Raw genomic sequence first — 21,828 nt, 5'->3', positions numbered from 1 at the left:
CCTATGCGTAAACGAAAAATCCTAAGATTCTTCGGTATCGCTCTGCTGGTGATTCTCGGTGTGCTGGTGTTCTTATCCATCACAGGTACGGTAGCTCATGCGGCTGGTCTGGTTGACAGTACGGTGAGTGACGCTAACGCCTATTCAAAATATCCGCTGGAAAACTACCAGCTTGATTTTTATGTTGATTCAAGTTGGGACTGGCTGCCTTGGAACTGGCTTGATGGTATCGGGAAAAGTATCCAGTATGGCTTGTACGCTATCACAAACTTTGTCTGGACGGTGAGCTTATACATTTCCAATGCAACGGGATATGTGGTACAGGAAGCCTACAAGCTGGACTTTATCTCTGATACCGCAAGTTCTATCGGAAAGAACATTCAGACGTTGGCTGGTGTGACGCAAAGCGGCTTTTCCAGTGAGGGATTTTATGTGGGATTCCTGCTTATCCTCATTCTGGTAATGGGTATCTATGTCGCCTACACAGGACTTATCAAAAGGGAAACGACAAAGGCGGTTCATGCGGTCGTCAACTTCCTTGTGGTCTTTATCCTGTCCGCGTCATTTATCGCCTACGCTCCAAACTATATCAGCAAAATCAACGATTTTTCCGCTGATATAAGCAGCTCGGCGTTATCGCTTGGCACAAAGATTGTGCTGCCCGATTCCAGCAGCAAGGGAAAAGACAGCGTGGACTTGATAAGGGACAGCCTGTTTTCCATACAGGTGAAACAACCTTGGCTACTCTTGCAGTATGGAGAATCCGATATTGACAAGCTAGGCTCTGACCGTGTGGAAAGCCTGTTAGAAGCAAGCCCAGATACGGACGACAGAGAGGATATAGTAGTTGAAGAAATCGAGGATAAGGACAATGCAAATCTAAGCGTTACTAAGACTATGAGCCGCTTGGGAACGGTGGTATTTTTGTTCATCTTCAATATCGGAATCTCTATCTTTGTATTCCTGCTTACCGGCATGATGATTTTCTCACAGGTGCTATTTATTATTTACGCTATGTTTTTGCCTGTCAGTTTCATTTTATCCATGATACCGACCTATGAGGGCATGGCAAAAAAGGCACTCACGAAGCTGTTCAACACCATCATGTTAAGGGCAGGTATTACGCTGATTATCACGACAGCTTTCAGCATATCCACTATGTTTTATTCCATTTCCAGTGGTTATCCGTTCTTCATGGTGGCATTTTTACAGATAGTCACCTTTGCAGGAATTTACTTCAAGCTCGGTGACTTGATGGCAATGTTCAGTCTGCAATCTTCCGATACACAGCAGGTCGGCAGACGTATCATGCGGCGACCTTATATGTTCTTAGGCAGAAGTGCAAGACGCTTGGAACGTAAAATCGGCAGGACGGTTGCGGCTGGTGCTGCTGGCGGTGTCGCTGGTGCGGTAGTCGCTTCAAATAGCCGCAAGGCTGATACAGCAAAAGGAAACGGTCATACACGACCAAACCATGACACTGCTTCTGATACGTCCAGTTTTGGAAAACGTGCTGGTGCGAAAGTCGGTGCGGTGCTTGACGGTAAAGACCGCTTGAAAGATAAGGCAAAATCCGTCAGACAACAGGTAAAGGATATGCCGACACAGGCACAGTATGCAGTACATAGCGGCGTGAACCAGATACAGGAAAATGTATCAGACTTCAAGCGTGGCATTGTGGAAGAAAAAGCGACCAGAAAACAAGGTCGTGTAGAGAAGCAGGATAAGCACCGACAGACGGTTGCGGAAAAACGTATGGAACTGGACAAGGCAAAACAAAGCACAGGATCAGTGACAAAAGGAACTGCCCCTGTGCATGAGCGACCAGTGACAACGCCTGTATCTGCAAAAGCAGCTCCACAGGCGGCAGCTTCTAAGCAGGGGCAAACGGTCAAGGAGTGTCCTGCCACTGTTACAAGGGAGCAATCTTCTGTAAAGAAAGAGCCTGTTACGAAGCAACAGGATAATGTGAGGACGCAGGTTTTTAGAGAATCCTCTCCAGCCGTGAAACAGGCTTCAACAGCAGCTACGAAACAATCCGTCCGTCAGACCGTGCAACATCAGAAGCAGACAAATACCGTACAGAAAAAGACCACAAATCCATCAACCGTGAAGAAAACGACCAGCAGGAAAGGTGGTAAGAAATGAAGCTAAGACACTTCGCTGTGTTCGGTGGGATTTTCACGGTGATTATCAGTCTGCTTTTGTTCATGTTTATCGTGACCGCAGATGATGAAGAAAGCAGCACTTCCCACTTTGATTTTTCTGGACTGAATCTGTCAGAGGAAGTGCTGAAACATCAACCGACGGTAGAAAAATATGCGAAAGAATACGGAATTTCGGACTACGTGAACTATCTGCTTGCCATCATGCAGGTGGAATCTGGCGGTACAGCTACTGACGTTATGCAGTCGTCAGAATCACTGGGGTTGCCGCCTAATTCCCTCTCAACAGAGGAATCCATCAAACAGGGGTGCAAATACTTCTCGGAGCTTTTAAAATCCGCAGAAGCGAAAGGCTGTGACATTGACACAGTGGTACAAGCCTATAACTATGGTGGCGGCTTCATTGACTATGTGGCGAGGCATGGGAAAAAGTACAGCTTTGAATTAGCTGTCAGCTTTGCTAAGGATAAATCGGGCGGTGTTAAAGTCACCTATAAGAATGAAATTTCCATTAAGGAAAATGGCGGCTGGCGTTATAAGTATGGAAATATGTTCTATGTCCGTCTGGTGAACCAGTATTTAGCTGTTCCCAGTTTCAGTGACGCTACCGCACGGGCAATTTTCAAAGAAGCATTGAAGTATCAAGGCTGGAAATATGTCTTTGGCGGCAGCAATCCAAACACCAGCTTTGACTGTTCTGGTCTTACGTCTTGGTGCTATGGGAAAGCTGGTATCAGCCTACCTCGTACCGCACAGGCACAGTATGACGCTACGCAGCACATACCGCTGTCACAGGCGAAAGCTGGTGACTTGGTATTCTTTCACTCCACTTATAACTCTGGAACGTATGTCACCCATGTGGGAATCTATGCAGGAAACAACAGAATGTATCACGCTGGCGACCCTATCGGATATGCAGATTTAACAAGCCCGTACTGGCAGAAACACTTGATTGGTGCTGGTCGGGTAAAATCAAAATAGAAAGGAAATGGTACTATGATATTTAAGAAAAAGGACAAGGAATCAAAACCGAAAAAAGAAAAACGAGTGCCTGTGATGAAAGTCGGCACACACAAGAAAACCGTGATTGCCTTATGGCTGGTGCTGATTGCAAGCGTCAGTTTTGGGGTGTATAAGAATTTCACCGCCATTGATATGCACACGGTACATGAAAAAGAAGTCATTGAACAAAGAATTGTTGACACTAACAGGATAGAGAACTTTGTCAAAGCCTTTGCTTTAGACTACTATTCTTGGAGCAATACGCAAGAATCCATTGATAAAAGAACCGCAGCAATCAGCAACTATCTGACTAAGAGCTTGCAGGATTTGAATGTCGATACCATAAGGCAGGATATACCCACAAGTGTGGCGGTTACAGACGTAAAAATATGGGATATAGAACAGGCTGGAACAGACGACTTTACCGTTGTCTACTCGGTAGATCAGACGGTAACGGAGGGCGAAACATCAATCGGCTACACTTCCGCTTACATGGTAGTGGTTCATGTAGATGGTGACGGAAACATGGTTATCACACAGAATCCAACCATCAGCAGTATACCAACAAAATCCAGCTATGAACCAAAAACAAAGGAATCTGACGGAGCGGTGGACGCTGCCACTACGGAGGAAGTAACAGAGTTTTTGGAAACATTCTTTAAGCTGTACCCTACTGCTACGGAAAAAGAGCTTGCCTATTATGTATCTGGAAATGTGCTTGAACCTGTAAACTGTGATTATCTGTTTTCAGAGTTGGTAAATCCTATCTTCATTAAAGATGGGGAACAGGTCAAAGTGTCGGTATCGGTGAAGTATCTCGACCAGAGAACGAAAGCAACACAGATTTCACAGTTTGATTTGACGCTGCAAAAAGATAGTAACTGGAAGATTGTAGAATAGCTGCACGAATTGATTCTTGATTCAATTTGGAATCAATGGTATAATTTATCATACAAGTTATACTTTTGAGAAAAAATGAAAGGACGTGATATATATTATGGCAGCCAGTAAAGAAAAATCTAAAAACGATAAATTTGTGGGTTCTGTGAAAGTTGGTCCTAAAGGACAAATAGTAATACCAAAAGAAGCTAGAGAAATGCTCGGTATTAATACAGGTGATACATTGGTACTTTTAGCAGACGCACAACAAGGTATTGCAGTTCAAAAATATGAAGTTTATGAGAGTTTTTTTGAACAAGTTTTCAAGGCAAAAGAAAAACCAACTGAATAAACCTATTTGTTAAAGCAGCTCTGATTGCAGGGCTGCTTTTTTAATGGTTATTTTTCCTACAAAATACAACAAGTAAGAAAAGTTATACTTTTCTCTTGACTTTGTAAGTTGTTGGGTGTATCATTTCAGTATAACAAGTATTACTTGTTATACTGAGAATCGGAGGTGAAGAGTATTGAATAATGATTCAGTAAACGAAAGTTTCTATCACAACGGACGCTATTTGGGAACACTTAAAGTTGGCTCAAAAGGGCAGATTATTGTACCTAAAGATGTTCGTGACTTATTTCACATTCGTATTGGTGAGTTGCTATTGCTTTTGGCAGATAAAGACAGGGGGATAGCAATTCAAAAAATGGAGGGTTGTGATGAAGCCTTCAAAATGGCATTTCAAATTAAGGAGGAAACAAAATGAATGCAATACAAATTAGGGATTTGACAAAAAAATATGGCAATCGAACTGCTGTAAAGTCCTTAAACCTTGACATTAAACAAGGCGAATTCTTTGCAATGTTGGGTTCAAATGGTGCTGGAAAAACAACTACTATCAGAATGCTTAGCTGTTTAGTTGTTCCAACAAGCGGCGACGCACTAATGCTCGGCAATAGCATTACAAAATCATCAGAAAATGTAAAAGAAATAATTAATCTTTCTCCACAGGAAACCGCAGTAGCTCCTAAATTAACGGTGAAAGAAAACCTTGTAATGATTGCAAGATTATATGGGAGTTCAAAGCAGCAAGCAGAGCAAAAAGCTGAAAGAATGATGGCAACCTTTGATTTAAAGGAACGCCAGAATGACAGAGCAAAATCCTTATCTGGTGGTTGGCAACGAAAATTAAGCATTTCAATGGCTTTAATTAGTAATCCTAAAATCCTTTTTCTTGATGAACCTGGATTAGGACTTGATGTCAGAGCTAGGCATGATTTGTTTAAAACTATCGAGAAATTAAAAGGTAAAGTGACTTTGATTCTTACAACACATTACTTAGACGAAGCAGAAACATTAGCAGACCGTATTTGTATCATGGATAAAGGTGTCATTCAAGCTTTAGGAACTGCTGAAGAAATTGTAAAGGCTTCTGGAAGTAGAAATTTGGAGGAAGCATTTCTTATGTATACAGAGGGAGGAAAAAACTAATGAAATTTTCAATTTTTGCAGGACGCAACTTTAAAGAAATAACCAGAGACCCTACAAGTATTTTGATGGGAATAGGATTTCCTGTACTTCTCATTGTTGCATTATCGCTTATGAAAAAAAGTATTGGTGGAATGGCAGATATTTTTGAGGTTCAAAATTTTGCTCCTAGTATGACTATCTTTGGATTGGCATTTTTAGGAATGTTTGTAGGTACTCTAATGTCTACCGATAGAGATAGTTCATTTTTATCAAGATTATTTGCGTCACCATTAAAAAGCATTGATTATATTTTGGGATATTCTATTCCTGTTATCCCATTGGCAGTTTTACAGGCTATTTGCTGTTTCGCAGTAGCAATGATATTCGGCTTAGAATTAAATAAAAATGTTTTGGTGGCTATCATCACTTTATTGCCCGTTGCAGTTTTATTTATAGCCTTTGGGTTGTTTATGGGAAGTATGTTCACATCAAATAATTCAGTCAATGGATTTGGAACAATTTTGGTTAACGCTGCTGTCTTTTTAAGTGGTGCTGTTCTTCCATTAGATAGTATAGGTGGAACATTTCAAAAAGTGTGCAATCTTTTACCCTTTTCTCATGCAGTTGATGCAGTGCGCTGTGCTATTAGTGGTAGCTATTCAGATATATTACTGCATTTAGTTTGGATATTAGGCTATGCCATAGTGCTTGTAATTCCAGCAGTAATTGTATTTAAACGAAAGATGAAAGGATAATGTACAAATATATTGATACAGAATATGGACAAGTGGTCTTAATAACAAATAAAAAAGACATTATTTTATGGGAAGATTCACAACATGAAGAGATTTTGTCCGACAACATAATATTGCTATTAGATATTGACATTAGTTCTAATAAAATAAAGCATTATATCAAAAAATACAGCACAGATAATGTTATATTCTTTGCGGAAAAATGGAATTTAATAAAATGCTTTAAAGCATTAAATATCGGAGGAAGTGGACTTATAAAAAAAGAGCAAATTATTTCTGTTCCAAATACATTACAATTAGTTTCTCAAGGACAATGTGTAATAGATAGTGAAGTAACCAATTTATTAGGCAAATTAATAAAGAATTTTTGAAAAGGTGGAGGGTTACTTTTCCTCCACTCTTTTCGATTTAAGTATTCCATCAGCAACGCTTTCTATGATAATCAAATCCTTTTCGGACAAGCTATCAAGCTGTTTTTCCAACTGCATTCTTCTGGTGCTTTTTTCCAGATCAGAAGCAGGTAGGAAAAAAGCGTCTGCTGATACATTTAACAAATGAACAAGGTCATAAAACACCTGTAAACTTGGGTGCTGACCTTTATTCTCAATATTCGTCAAATAACGTGGGTCAATCTCAATCATTGCTCCCACTTGTTCACGGGTTAAACCTTGTTTTTTACGAGCTTCTTTGATGGCAAGACCAAAGGCTCTGAAATCATACTTATCTTCTTTTTTACGCATATTTAATCACCTCACTACATTTTACTGTTCCTGTTGATTTTCTAACAGGTATAAAAAAACGTATAGTATGGTTTAATAGTTCCTGTTATGCGTATAAAAGTGAAAATGTACTGCCTAGCGGTAAATAAAAAAAACCGCTATCAACAGTACCGTTTTTGCGTGTCAAAAAATATCTTTTTTCAGATGGCGGTTGAAAAGCCGCTTTTTTCTTTTTCCATCAATAGGAAAACAGCATAATGGTTTTGGTTTAGCGGCTCTGGGAGGTAGCCGCATTGAAAGACCTGTATAATCGACAATCTTCAATATATCCGTTATTGTCAAAAAAATCCTAGCTTTCACAGCGGCACAACATACCTTTGAATGTGGTTTTTTACATTACATAGCAGGAACAATTTTCAAAGCACAAGAACAGCATTTCTTTTATGCCCTTGTGCTTTTTTGCTGTTTAAAAATATTTTTCAAATTCTTTTCTGAAAACGCAACAAATAGCTGCTGCGTGGGTAGCTACTGTGCGGAAAGGGGGATAGAGGGAAAACAACTCTCATTCACTCTCACGCAGAAAGGAGGTGAAAAATATGAAGTCATCTTCTTTCGAGCAGGCTATTCAAGCACAGTTTGATTGCCTTACGAAAAAAGTCATTAAGAGAGCAGCAATGAAGTATAAGCGTGATATTTCAAGACGCTTGCAGCATGAAGTTCCATTCTCTGAAATATCAGATTTGGAATTGAATAAGGCTGGCGTTTATGACAAATATTCCAGCGATTATACAGCATTCAATGTTCTTGGCATGGAAGTACAGGTATCTGACGACCAGTTAAGCAAAGCACTCAAATGTTTACCAGAGAGAAAACGCAATATCATTTTGTTGTCATACTTTATGGATATGTCTGACGCAGAAATCGGAGAGCTTATGAACGTGGTTCGCTCCACTGTTTACCGTCACAGGACAAGCACTCTGGAAGAAATAAGAAAAATGATGGAGGAGGAATAATTGTGGATAATAACGCAAAACACATACCGTTTGCTGTGATTGTGGCGGCTACCAATGGTGATGAAGCTGCAATACAGGAAATCTTGAATTTCTATGACGGTTACATATCAAAGTTGAGCTTACGCAAATTGTACGACGAATACGGAAATGTCTACATGGTAGTGGATTCTGAATTGAAAGGCAGAATACAGGCGGCGGTCATGGATATGATTGCAAACTTTGAGATTATCGTAATTTAACTATTCCGACGAGCGGAGCTTTTCTCCCTTTCCCTCTGCTCCGCTTGTCAATCTATGAAAGTCTATTATTTCAGATAATGGATTTTCACAGACTGACAAATACAGTCGAGCGTTCTTTGACAACTGAATAAAGCAATCAGATACGTTTGATATGCAGCGAGCCGACGGATATTGTACGCCATGACCTTTCAAAACAAAGTGAGCGATTCATGTAATGATCTGTGAGCGACTTTTGGAATGGTCGCTTAGCCATGACCTGTATATCTGAATAATGATACACTCGCATGGTGCGATTCTGCCCATAGGAATGGGAATGGTGAAAGTCCAGTGGAGCTTGCTAAAGCCATCTGATTGCTGAGAAAAAGAAGTGTGAACAGGCATATTGGATAAGCCTATTTGCGTATGTTGAGAATAGATAGCTGAAACAAGGAGGACGATAAAGTTTGGAAAAGAAAGAACCAATCCAATATACTGTGGAGAGAGAATTTTTATCAAAGTTTTCAGTAGAAGAATTGCTTATCCGTATCATCAAATCTCACCTTAACGAAAAGGTTCAAAATGGGTAGTCTGATATGAGAAAACAATGGGAAAATACCGTGTTTTATGGTATAATATTATTGATAGGGCAACAGTTGAATAGGTGAACGTATGAAACTTCAAAAAGTATTGAGCTTATTTAATGTTGCAATCTATATCAGATTATCAAGAGAAGATGGTGATAAGGAAGAAAGCGATAGTGTAGGAAATCAGAGAAAACTCTTAACAGAGTACGTTGCTAAAAAAGAAGATTTTATTGTGTATGACACATACATTGACGACGGTTATTCGGGAACGAATTTCAACCGACCTAGTTTCCAGAGAATGATTGCGGATATTGAAGATGGAAAAGTAAATTGTGTTGTTGTAAAGGATTTGTCAAGATTCGGGCGTGATTACATTGATACTGGAAGATACTTGGAGCGATACTTTCCAGAATTGGGAGTGCGTTTCATATCAGTAACAGATAGTATTGATAGCATGAAACAGGCGTATGATATGCTGCTCCCAATCAAAAACATTTTCAATGAACAGTATGCAAGGGATATTTCCAAAAAGATACAGGCAACCGTGAAATCAAAACAAAAAGCTGGTGAGTTTATCGGGGCGTTTACAAGTTATGGCTATAAGAAATCCCCAGTAAATAAAAACAAGCTGGTGATTGATGATTACGCTGCTGATGTTGTCCGCAGAATCTTTTCCCTATATATACAGGGATATGGGAAACAGAAAATCGCAAAGTTGCTGAACGCAGAAGGTATCCTTTGTCCGGCAGAGTATAAAAAGGTAAACGGTGAGAATTACAAGAATTGTAACCGTCTGGAAAGTACAACGTATTGGTCTTATTCCACAATCAATAGTATTCTTCACAGAGAAATGTATGTGGGGAACATGGTACAGGGAACAAAGCACCAGCGCATGAGAAGCAAGCAGAAGAAAATGCCGAAAGAAGATTGGATAATCGTTGAAAATACCCATGAGCCGATTATAGATAAGGAAACTTGGGATAAAGCGCAATCCCTTTTGTCAAAAAGGACAAGGGAGCTGGATTTGGAAACGAATAAAAACATCTTTGCTGGTTTTGTGAAATGTGGTGATTGCGGCAGGGCAATGGCAAAGAATATGTGGCGACGTGCAGATGGGAGTAAAACATATAGTCTTTATTGTGGAACATATAAGAGGAATGGTAAGCAGTATTGCACGCCGCATACACTTCCAATGGCTGTTTTGGAAGATATTGTACTGAATGATTTGAAAGCAATCGTCCACAGTGTAGATGATTTGAAAGAATTGGTACAGTCACAGAGTTTCACAGCTTCAAAGGTCAAAAAGATTACTGATACGGAACTTAGCAAAGTAAAAGCAGAATTGGAACGTGTGAAAAAACTCAAAAAATCCATATACGAAGATTACAGAGATGAACTGATTTCCAAAGAAGAATTTCTTTCTTACCGAGAGGATTATCTAAAAAAAGAAGAACTTTACTCCAAACAGATTGAAGCACTGGAAGAAAAGAAGAAAGACAATGTGACGGAAGATGTTTTTGAAACACCTTGGTTGAAAAGACTATTGGAATTAAAAGACATTGAAGCACTGGATAGAGATATTGTGGTGGAAATGATAAGTGAAATAAAGGTCTATGAAAACCGCAAAATCAAAATCACTTATAACTTCGGAAATGAGCTGGAGCATTTGTTTTCCAGCGTTTACAGTGTGGAATTGGAGGAAAAGGCTATCTAATCTCACACATTTCTAAATCCCCTAATCAGTCTGGGGGAAGATACATATATAATTTGCGCAATTAACACCCAGCACATGGAGGTATGGACGGCGGTGCGATAGGCGGTGACGGAACAAAAGAGCAGAAGATAAATTTAGATATTGTAAAGGCTTTGCAGGAAGAGGCGGAGAATTATGGTATGCAGATTATTTTAACCAGAGCAACAGAGGACGGTCTTATTGCTGAAGGGACAGAAAAATGGACAAAGGTTGGAGATTTAAAAGCGCGAAAAGAGGTAATAGAGGCGGCATCACCCACCTTGACTATCAGCATACATCTCAATAGTTTTCCATCGGATAGCAGTGTTCATGGGGCACAGGTGTTTTATCCGAAAGAAGTGGAAACGTCGCTTATGGAGGATAGCAAGGAAATTGCAGAGAAGATACAGGAGAGTCTAAAAGAGCAGCTGGGAGATGGTGCTGACAGAATTGTACTTCCTAAGAGCGGGATGTATCTGTTTCGAAATGCAGATCATCCGATGATTTTAGTGGAATGCGGTTTTTTATCTAACCCGGAGGACCTTGGAAATCTGAAAAATCCGACATATCAGCAAAAGATTGCAGAAGGAATAATCAGTGCAGTGGCAGAATATTATAATTTATCTTTGCCAAAAAATGGGCGAACAAAGATTGTAGACAGTCGAACAAATCCATGAGGATAATTTATACAAAAAATGTGGATAACTTCCTATTGACAAATTTGTAATATACGAAGTAGTATTGAAAAATGAACGTTTATGCTTTGTAAAGTTATCCATATCGTAATGTGCAGAAAAATGTATACAATCCGACTTATCCTTGTGGATAAGTCGCTGAAATGTCTAAATTCAAGGAATTCTCCCTTGTTGAAAAATCTTCGTTAAAAAAGAACACAGGTTGACATAAAACGACAACTTGTGTTCTTTTTGAGTGTAAATTTGGGATTAGATTTCATCACCAGGATTGTTCTGAATAATATCTACAAAAGTTTCAAAACGATCCATAGTACTTTGGATAAATTCATAAAGAACTGGCTCCTGAAATTCGTAACGCTGAGTTGGAATCAGACTTTTGGAAATGGTAGAGCCTGCCAGGTCTTTTTCCAAGAGATAGATATCTTCAAGCGTATAAGCAGCAGCAATTACCTGCCCCGCATCGGAAACGAAATACATGCCCAGGACATCTTCATTGAGACGATATTCCTTTCGTGCGACATGTTTATTATCGGAATGAAAAATCATGTAAAGTTTTCCGGTATCGTGAGGTGTTACCATTGCAGTCATGGCTTTTGGAGTCGTTTCTGAGGAGAAGGAATCTGGCTCCTCCAGCATTTCATAGACGGTAACAAACTCCGAACGAGATAGCAGCATAGCGGCTTCAATCGGAGAAATTTTCATGATGCTGTTTCTTTCAAAGCTGCAAACAGTCAGACCAGACAATGTGATTTCCGTCAGTACGATATAATAGGAATTGCGAAATTCAACCAGGGACTGACACAGAAAAGTGTTCGGTGCGTCTGTGGGCTCGATCGTATTTTTGCAGAAGGTTCCTGCGTCATATTCTGGAAAAACATCCAGCAAAATGTCTCTATCAGAGAGAAATGCAGCGGCTTTGAAATCTCTGCCAAAAATACGCATGAGAAAATAGTTGATTGATTCGTAAGCATTTTCGGGTCTGACACACTGTTTTTGCATCAAAATGTAAAGCTCGGGCTCTGAAAGAGTAGCCTTTTCGTTAAGAAGGAATTCATATTCGGAAAGGCCCTCCGGCAAAGGGATATTGTGAGCACGGTTAAATTCGGCATATTCCTGCAGCAGATACTGTGCCTGTTTTTCCGTTAGGGGAATTTTTTTGCCGCCAAGACCGCCAATCAGAGAGTTTTCAATTTCAAAGATGCGTGTTCTGTTTTCTCCCAGAACGCTGTGATAGGTTTCAAAGCCGTATTCTTCGGCATCAAAGTAAAAGAATTGATGTAAATCTCGCTGGACGAGGTTATCTGGGAGTTTAAAATGCATATACATGCCCAGTACGCCCATCAATCGGGTGTTTGTTATATAAGCTGATACAAATTCTTTTCTGCTGGTAGCGGCACTGTCAAGCAAGCCGCCGCGTAAAACTGTAAATTGATTCTTTTCCAAACGTCTACCTCAATAAGCTAAAAATTTTTAAATGGTTCAATAAATAGAGTATATCCTATTTTGACAAAAATACAATATGTCATTGACAAAGAATTTAAAAAGAGTATAATTTATATGATAATCCTTATCAAGAGTGGCTGAGGGAATAGGCCCTGCGAAGCCCGGCAACCTAGGTGTCAGCTAGTACTGACAGAAAAGGTGCTAAATCCTACAGAATTATCTTATTCTGAAAGATGAGGAATGATGACCGATAATCAGACCTTTTCTTCCATATGAGAGAAAAGGTTTTTTGTTTGGTAATATTTGGGAGGAAATAAAACATGAAGAAATTATTTACATCAGAATCCGTGACAGAAGGACATCCTGACAAAATCTGTGACCAGATTTCTGACGCTGTTCTGGACGCAATTATGGAGCAGGATCTTTATGGACGCGTTGCCTGCGAGACGACAACTACCACAGGCTATGCAATGGTTATGGGAGAAATCAGCACCAAGTGCTATATCGACATTCCGAAAATTGTGAGAAACGTCATCACGGATATCGGCTATAACAAAGGGGAGTATGGCTTTGACGGAAATACCTGTGCAGTGCTGACTGCCATCGATGAACAGTCAGGCGATATCGCTATGGGTGTTGACAAGGCGCTGGAATATAAGGAAGGTACCCTCGATGATCAGATCGATACCATCGGAGCGGGCGATCAGGGCATCATGTTTGGCTATGCCTGCAACGAAACATCGGAATATATGCCGATGCCGATTCAGATGGCACACGAGCTGGCACTGCAGTTGACTAAGGTCAGAAAAGACGGTACACTTGCATATCTTCGTCCTGACGGAAAAACCCAGGTTACTGTGGAATACGATGGAAATCAGGTAAAGAGAATCGATACCGTTTTGATTTCCACGCAGCACGATCCGGAAGCGACCCAGGAGCAGATTAGAAATGATCTGATTGAGCACGTGATTAAACCGGTGATTCCTGCAGAACTTTTGGATGATGAAACCAAGTACTATGTCAATCCGACTGGCAGATTTGTCATCGGCGGACCTCATGGCGATTCCGGTCTGACCGGCAGAAAAATTATTGTCGATACTTACGGCGGCTATGCGCGTCATGGCGGCGGCGCATTTTCCGGTAAAGACCCTACAAAGGTAGACCGTTCCGCTTCCTATGCGGCAAGACACGCTGCGAAGAATGTGGTAGCAGCAGGACTTGCGGACAAGTGTGAAATTCAGCTGGCTTACGCAATCGGCGTGGCAAAACCGGTTTCCATCATGGTGGATACCTTCGGTACCGGCAAGCTTTCCGATGAGGAAATTGCTGACATTGTCGACAAGCATTTTGATATGCGCCCTGCAGCAATTATCCGCGATCTTAACTTGCGCAGACCGATTTACAGACAGACTGCCGCTTACGGACATTTCGGCAGAAAGGACGTCCAGCTGCCTTGGGAAGAACTGGATAAAGTGGATGAGTTGAAAGGTTATTTGAAATAAGCGTAAGCAGAATAATAGAGCAATACAAAATCCCCAGCGAAGGTAAACGCCGGGGATTTTTTGTGACTTTGAGGAGAAAACTGGTGAAAAAAATTTTTTAAAATAAAAAAGCGTTTTCATTTTGTTTTCATTTTTCTTCAGTATAGTAAGAGCATATCAAACAGAAATCTAATTTAGGAGGATAGAAAAATGACAAAGAAAAGAACTGGAAAAGTAATGTTAAGCATATTGCTGGCTTTATCGCTGGTAGTGACCGCCTTTGCATATGCAGGTGCAGCGGGAGGTGCTGATGCCGCCGCGGCTTCTAAGATTTCGTGGAGCAAAGCTAAAGCGATTTTTAAGGAAGAACTGCCAAAGGGTGCAACTGTAAAATATGTGCATTTGACCAGAGATGACGGGCGCAGCGTTTATAAAGGTAAAGCGGTAAAGAGCAAGTATGTGTACTCTATAGAAATAGCGGCGTCTGACGGCAGAATTTTAGATAAGGATAAGGACAACGAAGGTTCCAGATACACAGCTTCCAAGGTGGGTGCTGTAAGCAAAACCACCATTCGCAACAAAATTAAAAACAAAGTGCCTGGCGCTATCATCATCTATGTAAAATTGACTAGAGATGATGGAAGATACGTCTATGAGGCAGAGGCGTATAAGGATGGTTACGAATATGATTTTGAATTCTCAAAGAGAGGCGCAATCCTTGAGTATGAGAGAGATAAAGTGTAAAAGATGAAAAGAAAGAGGCTGTTTCAATAAGCTACTGAGCAATAGATTGCACCATTTTAGGCAAAAATGCTGGTAATGGTGCAATTCGTGTTTTTGTACCATTTGACGCTGAAGCAAGAGAAATAGTGCAGTATGGCGGATTGTTCTTTCTGATTAGTGCTGAGAAGTTTCGATTACTTTTGGCTTGTATGTCATCTTGCAATAATAATTACAAATGGAAGAAAAAAATAGAAGATTAATTGTACATCTCATGGTATACTAGGAGAAGAGAATGACATTATAAATTTGACATATTGATTTGAGGCTAGGATTCAAGATTTTCATCATCGAATAGCGATGAGCGAAAATCGCATAATGTGTAAGCATCGTTAACCACATTTCCATTGTGGTACTCTTGTGCACAACGCTTTTAGTAAAAAGCTGATACTGCATAATATTTCGCACTGCAAGCAGTCCCAATAGTCGTTTGCTAATAGCTTTGTTTAGTTGCATTTGTCTTTTTGTCAATTCCTGTAACAGCACTAACGCCTATGCCCATATATAATGGAACTTTAGACATGACATTCTTTGTTGGCTTAATATTTGTTTAATAGGGAGTTGCAGTATGAAAAAAGAAGTTAATTACATTGAAGAACATCAGTGGGACAAATCAGTTTTTGAGAAAGGGGAGGCTATGCCTTTGACAAATGAGCAAAAAGCGCATTTTGATTTGCTTCGATCACTAATAGAAACGAAAGAGTCTCAATATGAAAGAAGAAGAAATGAGCAGAAGTGGGATAATTTTGTAGAGGTACTTTACCCATCCCTTTGCCATATTGCAGAGATTCAGGGCGGATATGTTAAAATGAATGCGTGTGAAGATACCTATTTTGCAGAACTCATCTATATCGGAGAGAATCTCATATTGGATATTGACGGCGTTGAAGGTTTGGCAGACTTTAATGAGATTTTGTCTGCCGCGGATAGTTTTTCGATTGTTCCAGAAAAGGAAGGTTTTAAAATGCGTTTTACTTTTTCACTATACGATAGAGTTAAAATAGCGGACATGTCAGAGCGTATTGCGGTGATAGAGAAAAAAATGAAACAGCTGGCTACCCGAGAAGAGTAGAAAAATTCAGCTTGTGCGGTAACTGAACGACAGCCGGCATTTGGTAGATAATGACCAAATGCCGGCTGCATAGATACAAGGAAGAAATTTATAGAGGAACGGATTCTCCCTTTTTAAATACCAGAGCTATCTGCCTCAAGGCTTCGATGTCTTCGTCAGGTTTTCCGTCAAAGGCTGCCAGATTTGCGCGCTTTCCACAGGCGATAGTGCCGACCGTATCGCTGATATTTAGGATTTCAGCGTTGTTTTTCGTTGCCTGAATTAAGCATTCCAGCGGAGTGAAACCAGCAAGGTTGACTCTGGCGCGGAATTCATACAGCCCGTTTCCATGGCTGCCGGAATAAACGCCCGCATCAGTGCCCCAACCGATTTTTACCTTTGATTTTCGCAGTGCCCGCAGACCTTCAAACATGACCTCCGCCATCTGCTTCGATTTTTCGACGTAATGTGCAGGCTTTCCTTCTGGATTTTCTATAAAGTTTACCAAAGGTGAGAGTGTTGGAACCGGAAAAGAACGGTCAGCATTCTGATACATTCTGATACATTCATCGTCCATAATGGTGGAATGTTCCACGGTGCGTACGCCGCAGCGAATACACATTTTGATACCTTCTGTGCCGTGACAGTGCACAGCAACAGGAAGACCAACATAATCTGCGGCTCGGCAGGCAGCAGCAAGTTCTTCCTCGTAGAGAACAGGACTTCCCGGCACACCGCCCGGATTCATGACAGATCCGGTCCCCATGATTTTAATCCAGTCAGCGCCAAGCTGGTATTGACGGCGAACCGCTTTGGTATAAGCGTCGTTAGAATCACACTCTGCGTACATATCTCCGAAATAGTCGTTGCCTGCTTCTGTGGGTGAAAGAATCATGCCGCTTGCCAAAATATCAGGCGCCATGACCAGACCTTCCTTTACAGCGCGGGCAATACCGATTACTATGTTGTTCCGGTCGCCCACGTCGCGTACTGTGGTGTAACCCATCCGCAGGTTATCCTGCGCCAGACGAAGAGCCCGCATCATGCGGTAGCTTTCCTGCTGCACATTTTCTTCAAAGACGTCCATGCCGCAAAGATCTAAGTGCAGATGTGCTTCGATGAGACCGGGAATTAAAGTTTTTCCGGTTAAGTCGATGACCTCAGCCGCAGTGATATTCGCTGTTTTAGCAGGCTTGATTTCCTGAATCAAACCATTTTCTATGATTACGTCGCCAAACTGATCCGAAAAACCTTCGGTCAGCTGCGGAACAAGTCTTGCATTTCTTAAAACTAACATGCAGATGCCTCCCTGCTATTTTTTTTATTTATGCCTGCGAGATAACGATTCCAAATCAAGAGTGCGGCAATACCAACGACCATTACAATGCCGACGCCGATAAAGTAATATTTATAACCCAGCTCGGTATAAGTGTCAAGAACGTGACCTGCAAGGGTTGGGCAGATAACTTCAGGCAGATAGCCAAGGGTGCAGACAACGCCAATGGCAGTACCAGCTACGCTGGCTGGTATGCCACCTTCTTCCATCATGGAGAAAACGATGCCGTAGTTCAGATACATGCCAAGGTAGATGATAGCGCAGACGACAATGAAGAACGGTACACTCATATTTGGAAGCAGCGCGATGATAAATGTGCTGACACCCATGAGGAAAAAGCCAATAAACATAACCTTACTTCTGCCCAGTCTATCAGCTAAAATGCCGCCTCCCATAGAGCCATAGGCCTTACTTTGTTCGTGCTCAGCTGCAATACCGCGAAGGCCTTTTAACAGGGCAGGCCAGAAGGCAAACAGGGAAGTAAACCCCCAAATCAGATAGATGACAACCAGCATACCGTAGCTTGGGTGCATCAGATGGAGAAGCCCTGCGGCGCCTGTTAAAATCAGAGAAACAGACATAATCTTTCTTGGTGAAACCATGTCCGCGACGACGCCGCCAAAGAGATAAGAGATGGCGCCAAGAATTCCGAAAATGGAGCCAAAGGTTCCCATCTGCGTGTTGGTAAGATGATACGTTTCCAGATAAGCATCGTAATAGTAGGACCTGAAATACGGCAGACCGTAAATCAATGACCCGGCGATTGTAAGAATTACTAGACGCCAAATGTTGTTCTTTAATTTAGAAGTGATATTTTCGTTCATTTAAGTCTCCTTTCCATAAATTCTATCACAAAATAGAAGTTGGATATCATTTCAAAAAAATTATAAAATAATGTGCCGAAGCTGACAAATTATCAGAGATTTCTTTTTAAGATAGATTTAAAAGCTTTTTTTTTCGTGTTACGAGAAAAAATGGAGAATAGAGCAGATTACAAAAAAATATGCAAATCATCATCGCCATTTTTATAGAATTTTCAATTTATATGAGAATTTTTGCTGGTAAATGGAGAAATCTGATGATAGAATAAATGCAGCAGAGAAAGGAGAAGTGTCCGTGTCTGATAAGTTTTATCAAAATTTAGGCGCAAAACTGCGTGTCTATAGAAAAATACAGCAGATAACGCTGAAACAGCTTTCGGAAGCACTGAATAAAAGTCTTGCGACCGTTTCTAAGTATGAAAAAGGCGAGATTGTCGTAGATTTAGAAGTTTTGATTGATTGGTGCAGATATTTAAATGTTGACATAGCAACGCTGCTTCCGAGCTCGAAAGAGACGGAAACAGATAAGCAAAGGTATGCTGGGAATTATATAGACAGGCTGTATCTCTACAGCTATATGGGACACAAAAACAAGCTGCATATTGATGTAATTGAAATAGATAACACAAAGATGCGCGCCACTCTTTATTTAGATGTTGCGGATGTCTCTAATATTTACGAAAGCAGTTTTATCTATTTCGGAGAAGTGATTTATAGTGATATCAGCATTAATTTTGTGTTTTTTAATGCTTCACCGCCGTTTGATATGCTGACTTTTAGTATGCCAACGCTTTCAGAGGAACAGGATTATCGGATTGGAATGATGAGTTCCATGACCTTTACATATCAGAACATTGCCATCAAGGTACTGGCAAGCTGCGCACCGGTGACGGATAAGATGTTTTTGATAGAAAAGCTGCAGCTTTCCGGGGAAGAGTTTAGGAACATGAAACAGTTAAATTTTTTTAAGATATAAATTTAAGATATAAAGAGGTAATTTTATGTTATTTGATTCACATACCCATTTAAACAATGAACGGTACAGCGAAGCAGAAGTGCTGCAGCTGATGGAGGAAATAGAAAGCTCGGAGGTTTCTTATGTCATGGACGTGGGCTTTGACCTTGAAAGCTCTGTGCTGGCGGTAAAACATGCAGCAGAAAAGCCTTGGTGCTATGCGACAGTAGGCTTTCACCCGCATGATGCAAAAAACTTGGATGACATGACCTTGGAACTGATTCGCGGTCTTGCGAAAAAAGAAAAGGTACAGGCGATTGGTGAAATCGGTCTGGATTTTCATTATGATTTTTCAGAGCGAGATGTGCAGCGGTACTGGTTCAGAAGACAGATAAAGCTTGCAAATGAGCTGAAGATGCCTATCGCAATTCACAGCAGAGAAGCAGATCAGGAGACGATGGACATTTTGAAAGAAGAGGGCGCTTTTTCGGAGGAACGGCAAAGCTGGTTTCCGAAGAGGAAAGGACCAGACGGAGCGTTTTTACCAGACAGCAGGGTGCTGCTTCACTGTTTCTCCGGCAGTAAAGAGCTTGCTAAGCAGTATGTGAAGCTGGGTGCCACTCTTTCTATTTGCGGACCGGTGACGTTTAAAAACAATCGCAAGACCCAGGCGGTCGTGCAGGAAATTCCATTAGAATTTCTGCTAGTAGAAACCGATGCACCGTACTTAACGCCGGAGCCTTTTCGTGGACATCCCAATAAAAGCCCTTATGTGGAACACACAGCAAGACGCCTTGCTGTGTTAAAGGGAATTTCTTATGAAGAGGCAGCAAGCATTACCTGCGAAAATGCAAAAGTTTTTTACGGAATTAAATAGACACACAAAAATTTCCTGCTTCGACACCCTGCTTCGACAGCTTCCTGCACAGCTTTTGTGCTATTCTGTCATTATCAAAGGAAGCAAAGGGGAAAAAATATGGAATTTATAGGAAATCAGATTCATGTAAAGACGATTTTAGCCACTTTGACAGTGGCTTTTTTTCTTGGGAGAATCAGACTGTTTGGGGATACTTTTCCAGCCGCTATTGCGCTGATTGCGGTAATGGTAGCAGTGTCGACGGTGTATATTTATTTAATACCGGTTTTGGTTGCGGCGATACTCACAAATTCCGCTGCTACAGGAGATTTCTATGGGGACATTATCGCAGTATTTCTGTGCGGACTGTTTTTTCTGTTCTTTCACAAAATCAGATTTTCTATTCATCAGACAACGGCAGCAGCGGTCATCGCTGTGGCGGTAGGAAATTGTCTTTACTACTCGGCAGCGCACATTCTTTATTTGCTGGATTTTCAGGTTTTGCTGAAAGAAGCCATTGCGGTGATGATTTACATAAGAGTTTTTAATACAGCAGCGAAGATGATTTTTGTAGGCAAAGAGCAGCGAGCAGTTTCAACGGAAAAGGCGGAGATTGCCCTTACGATTTTAACTGTTTCTATCGTCGGCGCTGTAGAGTATTCTCTTCTGGTGATACCTCTTTGGATTTTTGTAGTACTTGTGGTGCAGTACTGCAAAGGTATGCGGCAGGCGCTGGCGTATACGGCTGTGATGGCAGTCTTTGCAGTCTGTCAGGGGCAGGAGTTAGCAAAACTCATGACAGCGATTATGACAGCTGTGGTGGTGTCATGGTTTCTGGCTGCTTTTGTCGATGGAAAATACCGAAAAGGGATTCTGGCAATGGTGATGTTTTTTACGGTCTGCAGCCTGTGCAGAGAAGAAATTTTTGGACTAGTAGCGGTGATATCGCTGTTTATCACTATCCCTCAGAGCCTTCTGGTAAAATGCTGGTGTGCTGGGGAGCAGCGGCTCATGCCGGAAGTTTTTAGCGAGGCAGATATGCAGCTTTATGCTGCCCAGGGGGATTTGAGGAAGAAAAAACAGGTTTTTACTGCGCTGAGTAAACTTTACGCTGGTGATGTGGAAAGTCATCAGATTATCTCCTACCAGTTTGCAGGCATGGCGAGAACCGTGGATAGCCTCTTGACAGATCTGCAGATACAGAGGACGCACGCCGGCGAAGCGGAACGTGTGAAGCCGGTGATCATCGGAGAGGCGTCTTATGCCTTTGAGGCGGTATCCGGAGACAGCAGTCTTTCTTTCTCCTTTGGGAAGCAAAAACAGGCTATTATTATCAGTGACGGGATGGGAAAAGGAAGCAGGGCGGCAGCGGAAAGCAATCTGGTCGTTAAGACCCTGTCTCAGCTTTTGGAAGCTGGGTTTGATGTGGATTTGGCAGTAAAGACGGTAAATGGAATTCTTATGACGGAAAATGGGGGAGACATGTTTGCTACGGTGGATCTTGCCATCATCGATAAAGTGACCGGAAGAACGCAGATTTACAAAATGGGTGCAGCTTCAACCTTTGTGAAACACGAGGGAAAGGTAGCCACGCTGAAAAGACCTGCACCGCCTGTTGGCATTGTGGAGGGGGTAAGTCTTGCGTATATTGACGTGCGGTTAAAGAAAGGCGACCTTTTGGTGATGGTTTCAGATGGTGTGACCGACTGCGACAGACAGGATACAGGATGCCAATGGCTGCAGGAGCGGCTGTCTCAGATTGGAACCAAAGACCCGGGAACCATTGCAGAGCTGATTGTAAATAAGGCGGCGGAGAAATACGGACTTAGGGAACGAGATGATTTAACGGTGGTGGTTGCAGCAATTTAGATG

General features: G+C 41.4%; 22 protein-coding genes, 1 pseudogene and 1 riboswitch. Of the genes and pseudogenes, 19 read left to right on the top strand and 4 right to left on the bottom strand.

What is annotated here, in order from left to right; genetic code table 11:
- Nucleotides 1–3 precede the first annotated feature (3 nt).
- The 8 genes from D1151_RS04080 to D1151_RS04045 all read left to right on the top strand — a co-directional run bounded on the left by D1151_RS04080 (nt 4) and on the right by D1151_RS04045 (nt 6,643).
- Nucleotides 4–2,148 carry a CD3337/EF1877 family mobilome membrane protein gene (locus D1151_RS04080; protein WP_161908051.1) on the top strand — a complete coding sequence of 715 codons (2,145 nt, stop codon included), beginning with the start codon at nt 4–6 and terminating at the stop codon, nt 2,146–2,148.
- Nucleotides 2,145–3,146, top strand: coding sequence for a bifunctional lytic transglycosylase/C40 family peptidase (locus tag D1151_RS04075; protein WP_161908050.1), 1,002 nt, complete (start codon nt 2,145–2,147; stop codon nt 3,144–3,146). The genes D1151_RS04080 and D1151_RS04075 overlap by 4 nt, the downstream gene beginning before the upstream one ends.
- 18 nt (nt 3,147–3,164) lie before the next feature.
- Nucleotides 3,165–4,067 carry a conjugal transfer protein gene (locus D1151_RS04070; protein WP_330588284.1) on the top strand — a complete coding sequence of 301 codons (903 nt, stop codon included), beginning with the start codon at nt 3,165–3,167 and terminating at the stop codon, nt 4,065–4,067.
- A gap of 97 nt (nt 4,068–4,164) precedes the next feature.
- Nucleotides 4,165–4,398 (top strand): AbrB/MazE/SpoVT family DNA-binding domain-containing protein, encoded by a 234-nt coding sequence (locus D1151_RS04065; protein ID WP_161908048.1) that lies wholly within the window; start codon nt 4,165–4,167, stop codon nt 4,396–4,398.
- A gap of 175 nt (nt 4,399–4,573) precedes the next feature.
- Nucleotides 4,574–4,813 carry an AbrB/MazE/SpoVT family DNA-binding domain-containing protein gene (locus D1151_RS04060; protein WP_161908047.1) on the top strand — a complete coding sequence of 80 codons (240 nt, stop codon included), beginning with the start codon at nt 4,574–4,576 and terminating at the stop codon, nt 4,811–4,813.
- Complete coding sequence (locus tag D1151_RS04055) at nt 4,810–5,538, top strand: ABC transporter ATP-binding protein (RefSeq protein ID WP_161908046.1); 729 nt, start codon at nt 4,810–4,812, stop codon at nt 5,536–5,538. Before D1151_RS04060 ends, D1151_RS04055 begins: the two co-directional genes overlap by 4 nt.
- Nucleotides 5,538–6,272 (top strand): ABC transporter permease, encoded by a 735-nt coding sequence (locus D1151_RS04050; RefSeq protein ID WP_161908045.1) that lies wholly within the window; start codon nt 5,538–5,540, stop codon nt 6,270–6,272. Before D1151_RS04055 ends, D1151_RS04050 begins: the two co-directional genes overlap by 1 nt.
- Nucleotides 6,272–6,643 carry a hypothetical protein gene (locus D1151_RS04045; protein ID WP_161908044.1) on the top strand — a complete coding sequence of 124 codons (372 nt, stop codon included), beginning with the start codon at nt 6,272–6,274 and terminating at the stop codon, nt 6,641–6,643. Before D1151_RS04050 ends, D1151_RS04045 begins: the two co-directional genes overlap by 1 nt.
- 12 nt (nt 6,644–6,655) lie before the next feature.
- On the opposite strand, the gene D1151_RS04040 is transcribed toward D1151_RS04045, so the two are convergent.
- On the bottom strand, nt 6,656–7,012 hold the full coding sequence (locus tag D1151_RS04040; RefSeq protein ID WP_161908043.1) for a helix-turn-helix domain-containing protein: 357 nt from the start codon (nt 7,010–7,012) through the stop codon (nt 6,656–6,658).
- 575 nt (nt 7,013–7,587) lie between these two features.
- Here D1151_RS04040 and D1151_RS04035 point away from each other — a divergent pair.
- The 5 genes and pseudogenes from D1151_RS04035 to D1151_RS04020 form a co-directional block, all read left to right on the top strand.
- Nucleotides 7,588–8,004 carry an RNA polymerase sigma factor gene (locus D1151_RS04035; protein WP_161908042.1) on the top strand — a complete coding sequence of 139 codons (417 nt, stop codon included), beginning with the start codon at nt 7,588–7,590 and terminating at the stop codon, nt 8,002–8,004.
- Nucleotides 8,005–8,006: 2 nt separating this feature from the next.
- On the top strand, nt 8,007–8,243 hold the full coding sequence (locus tag D1151_RS04030) for a helix-turn-helix domain-containing protein (RefSeq protein ID WP_161908041.1): 237 nt from the start codon (nt 8,007–8,009) through the stop codon (nt 8,241–8,243).
- Between the two features lie 443 nt (nt 8,244–8,686).
- A complete protein-coding gene (locus tag D1151_RS17020) occupies nt 8,687–8,809 on the top strand; it encodes a hypothetical protein (protein WP_256192548.1) in 123 nt (40 codons plus the stop codon).
- Between the two features lie 82 nt (nt 8,810–8,891).
- Nucleotides 8,892–10,520, top strand: coding sequence for a recombinase family protein (locus D1151_RS04025; RefSeq protein ID WP_161908040.1), 1,629 nt, complete (start codon nt 8,892–8,894; stop codon nt 10,518–10,520).
- Nucleotides 10,521–10,600: 80 nt separating this feature from the next.
- Nucleotides 10,601–11,215 (top strand): annotated as a pseudogene (locus D1151_RS04020) (N-acetylmuramoyl-L-alanine amidase); the annotation flags it as partial.
- A 267-nt stretch (nt 11,216–11,482) separates the two neighbouring features.
- On the opposite strand, the gene D1151_RS04015 reads toward D1151_RS04020, so the two are convergent.
- Nucleotides 11,483–12,676, bottom strand: a complete 1,194-nt coding sequence (locus D1151_RS04015) for a hypothetical protein (RefSeq protein ID WP_161908038.1) — start codon at nt 12,674–12,676, stop codon at nt 11,483–11,485.
- Nucleotides 12,677–12,797: 121 nt separating this feature from the next.
- Nucleotides 12,798–12,916: riboswitch (SAM riboswitch) on the top strand.
- Between the two features lie 80 nt (nt 12,917–12,996).
- On the opposite strand from D1151_RS04015, the gene metK reads away from it, so the two are divergent.
- From metK to D1151_RS04000, 3 genes are all read left to right on the top strand, one after another.
- Nucleotides 12,997–14,178 (top strand): methionine adenosyltransferase, encoded by a 1,182-nt coding sequence (gene metK / locus D1151_RS04010; protein ID WP_161908037.1) that lies wholly within the window; start codon nt 12,997–12,999, stop codon nt 14,176–14,178.
- Nucleotides 14,179–14,367: 189 nt separating this feature from the next.
- On the top strand, nt 14,368–14,901 hold the full coding sequence (locus D1151_RS04005) for a PepSY domain-containing protein (RefSeq protein ID WP_160202152.1): 534 nt from the start codon (nt 14,368–14,370) through the stop codon (nt 14,899–14,901).
- A 604-nt stretch (nt 14,902–15,505) separates the two neighbouring features.
- A complete protein-coding gene (locus D1151_RS04000; RefSeq protein ID WP_161908036.1) occupies nt 15,506–16,009 on the top strand; it encodes a hypothetical protein in 504 nt (167 codons plus the stop codon).
- An 88-nt stretch (nt 16,010–16,097) separates the two neighbouring features.
- On the opposite strand, the gene D1151_RS03995 is transcribed toward D1151_RS04000, so the two are convergent.
- On the bottom strand, nt 16,098–17,285 hold the full coding sequence (locus D1151_RS03995) for an amidohydrolase family protein (RefSeq protein WP_161908035.1): 1,188 nt from the start codon (nt 17,283–17,285) through the stop codon (nt 16,098–16,100).
- Complete coding sequence (locus D1151_RS03990; RefSeq protein WP_161908034.1) at nt 17,279–18,148, bottom strand: MFS transporter; 870 nt, start codon at nt 18,146–18,148, stop codon at nt 17,279–17,281. The genes D1151_RS03995 and D1151_RS03990 overlap by 7 nt, the downstream gene beginning before the upstream one ends.
- Nucleotides 18,149–18,440: 292 nt before the next feature.
- On the opposite strand from D1151_RS03990, the gene D1151_RS03985 reads away from it, so the two are divergent.
- From D1151_RS03985 to D1151_RS03975, 3 genes are all read left to right on the top strand, one after another.
- Complete coding sequence (locus D1151_RS03985; protein ID WP_161908033.1) at nt 18,441–19,121, top strand: helix-turn-helix domain-containing protein; 681 nt, start codon at nt 18,441–18,443, stop codon at nt 19,119–19,121.
- Nucleotides 19,122–19,146: 25 nt separating this feature from the next.
- Nucleotides 19,147–19,977 carry a TatD family hydrolase gene (locus D1151_RS03980; protein ID WP_161908032.1) on the top strand — a complete coding sequence of 277 codons (831 nt, stop codon included), beginning with the start codon at nt 19,147–19,149 and terminating at the stop codon, nt 19,975–19,977.
- Between the two features lie 99 nt (nt 19,978–20,076).
- A complete protein-coding gene (locus D1151_RS03975; RefSeq protein WP_161908031.1) occupies nt 20,077–21,825 on the top strand; it encodes a SpoIIE family protein phosphatase in 1,749 nt (582 codons plus the stop codon).
- Nucleotides 21,826–21,828 lie beyond the last annotated feature (3 nt).

This window comes from Emergencia sp. 1XD21-10 (genome assembly GCF_009936045.1).
GTDB classification, from domain to species: Bacteria; Bacillota; Clostridia; order Peptostreptococcales; family Anaerovoracaceae; genus Senimuribacter; species Senimuribacter intestinalis.
The sequence above is the reverse complement of the archived record's forward strand: the minus strand, read 5'-3'. Positions and strand labels throughout refer to the sequence as shown.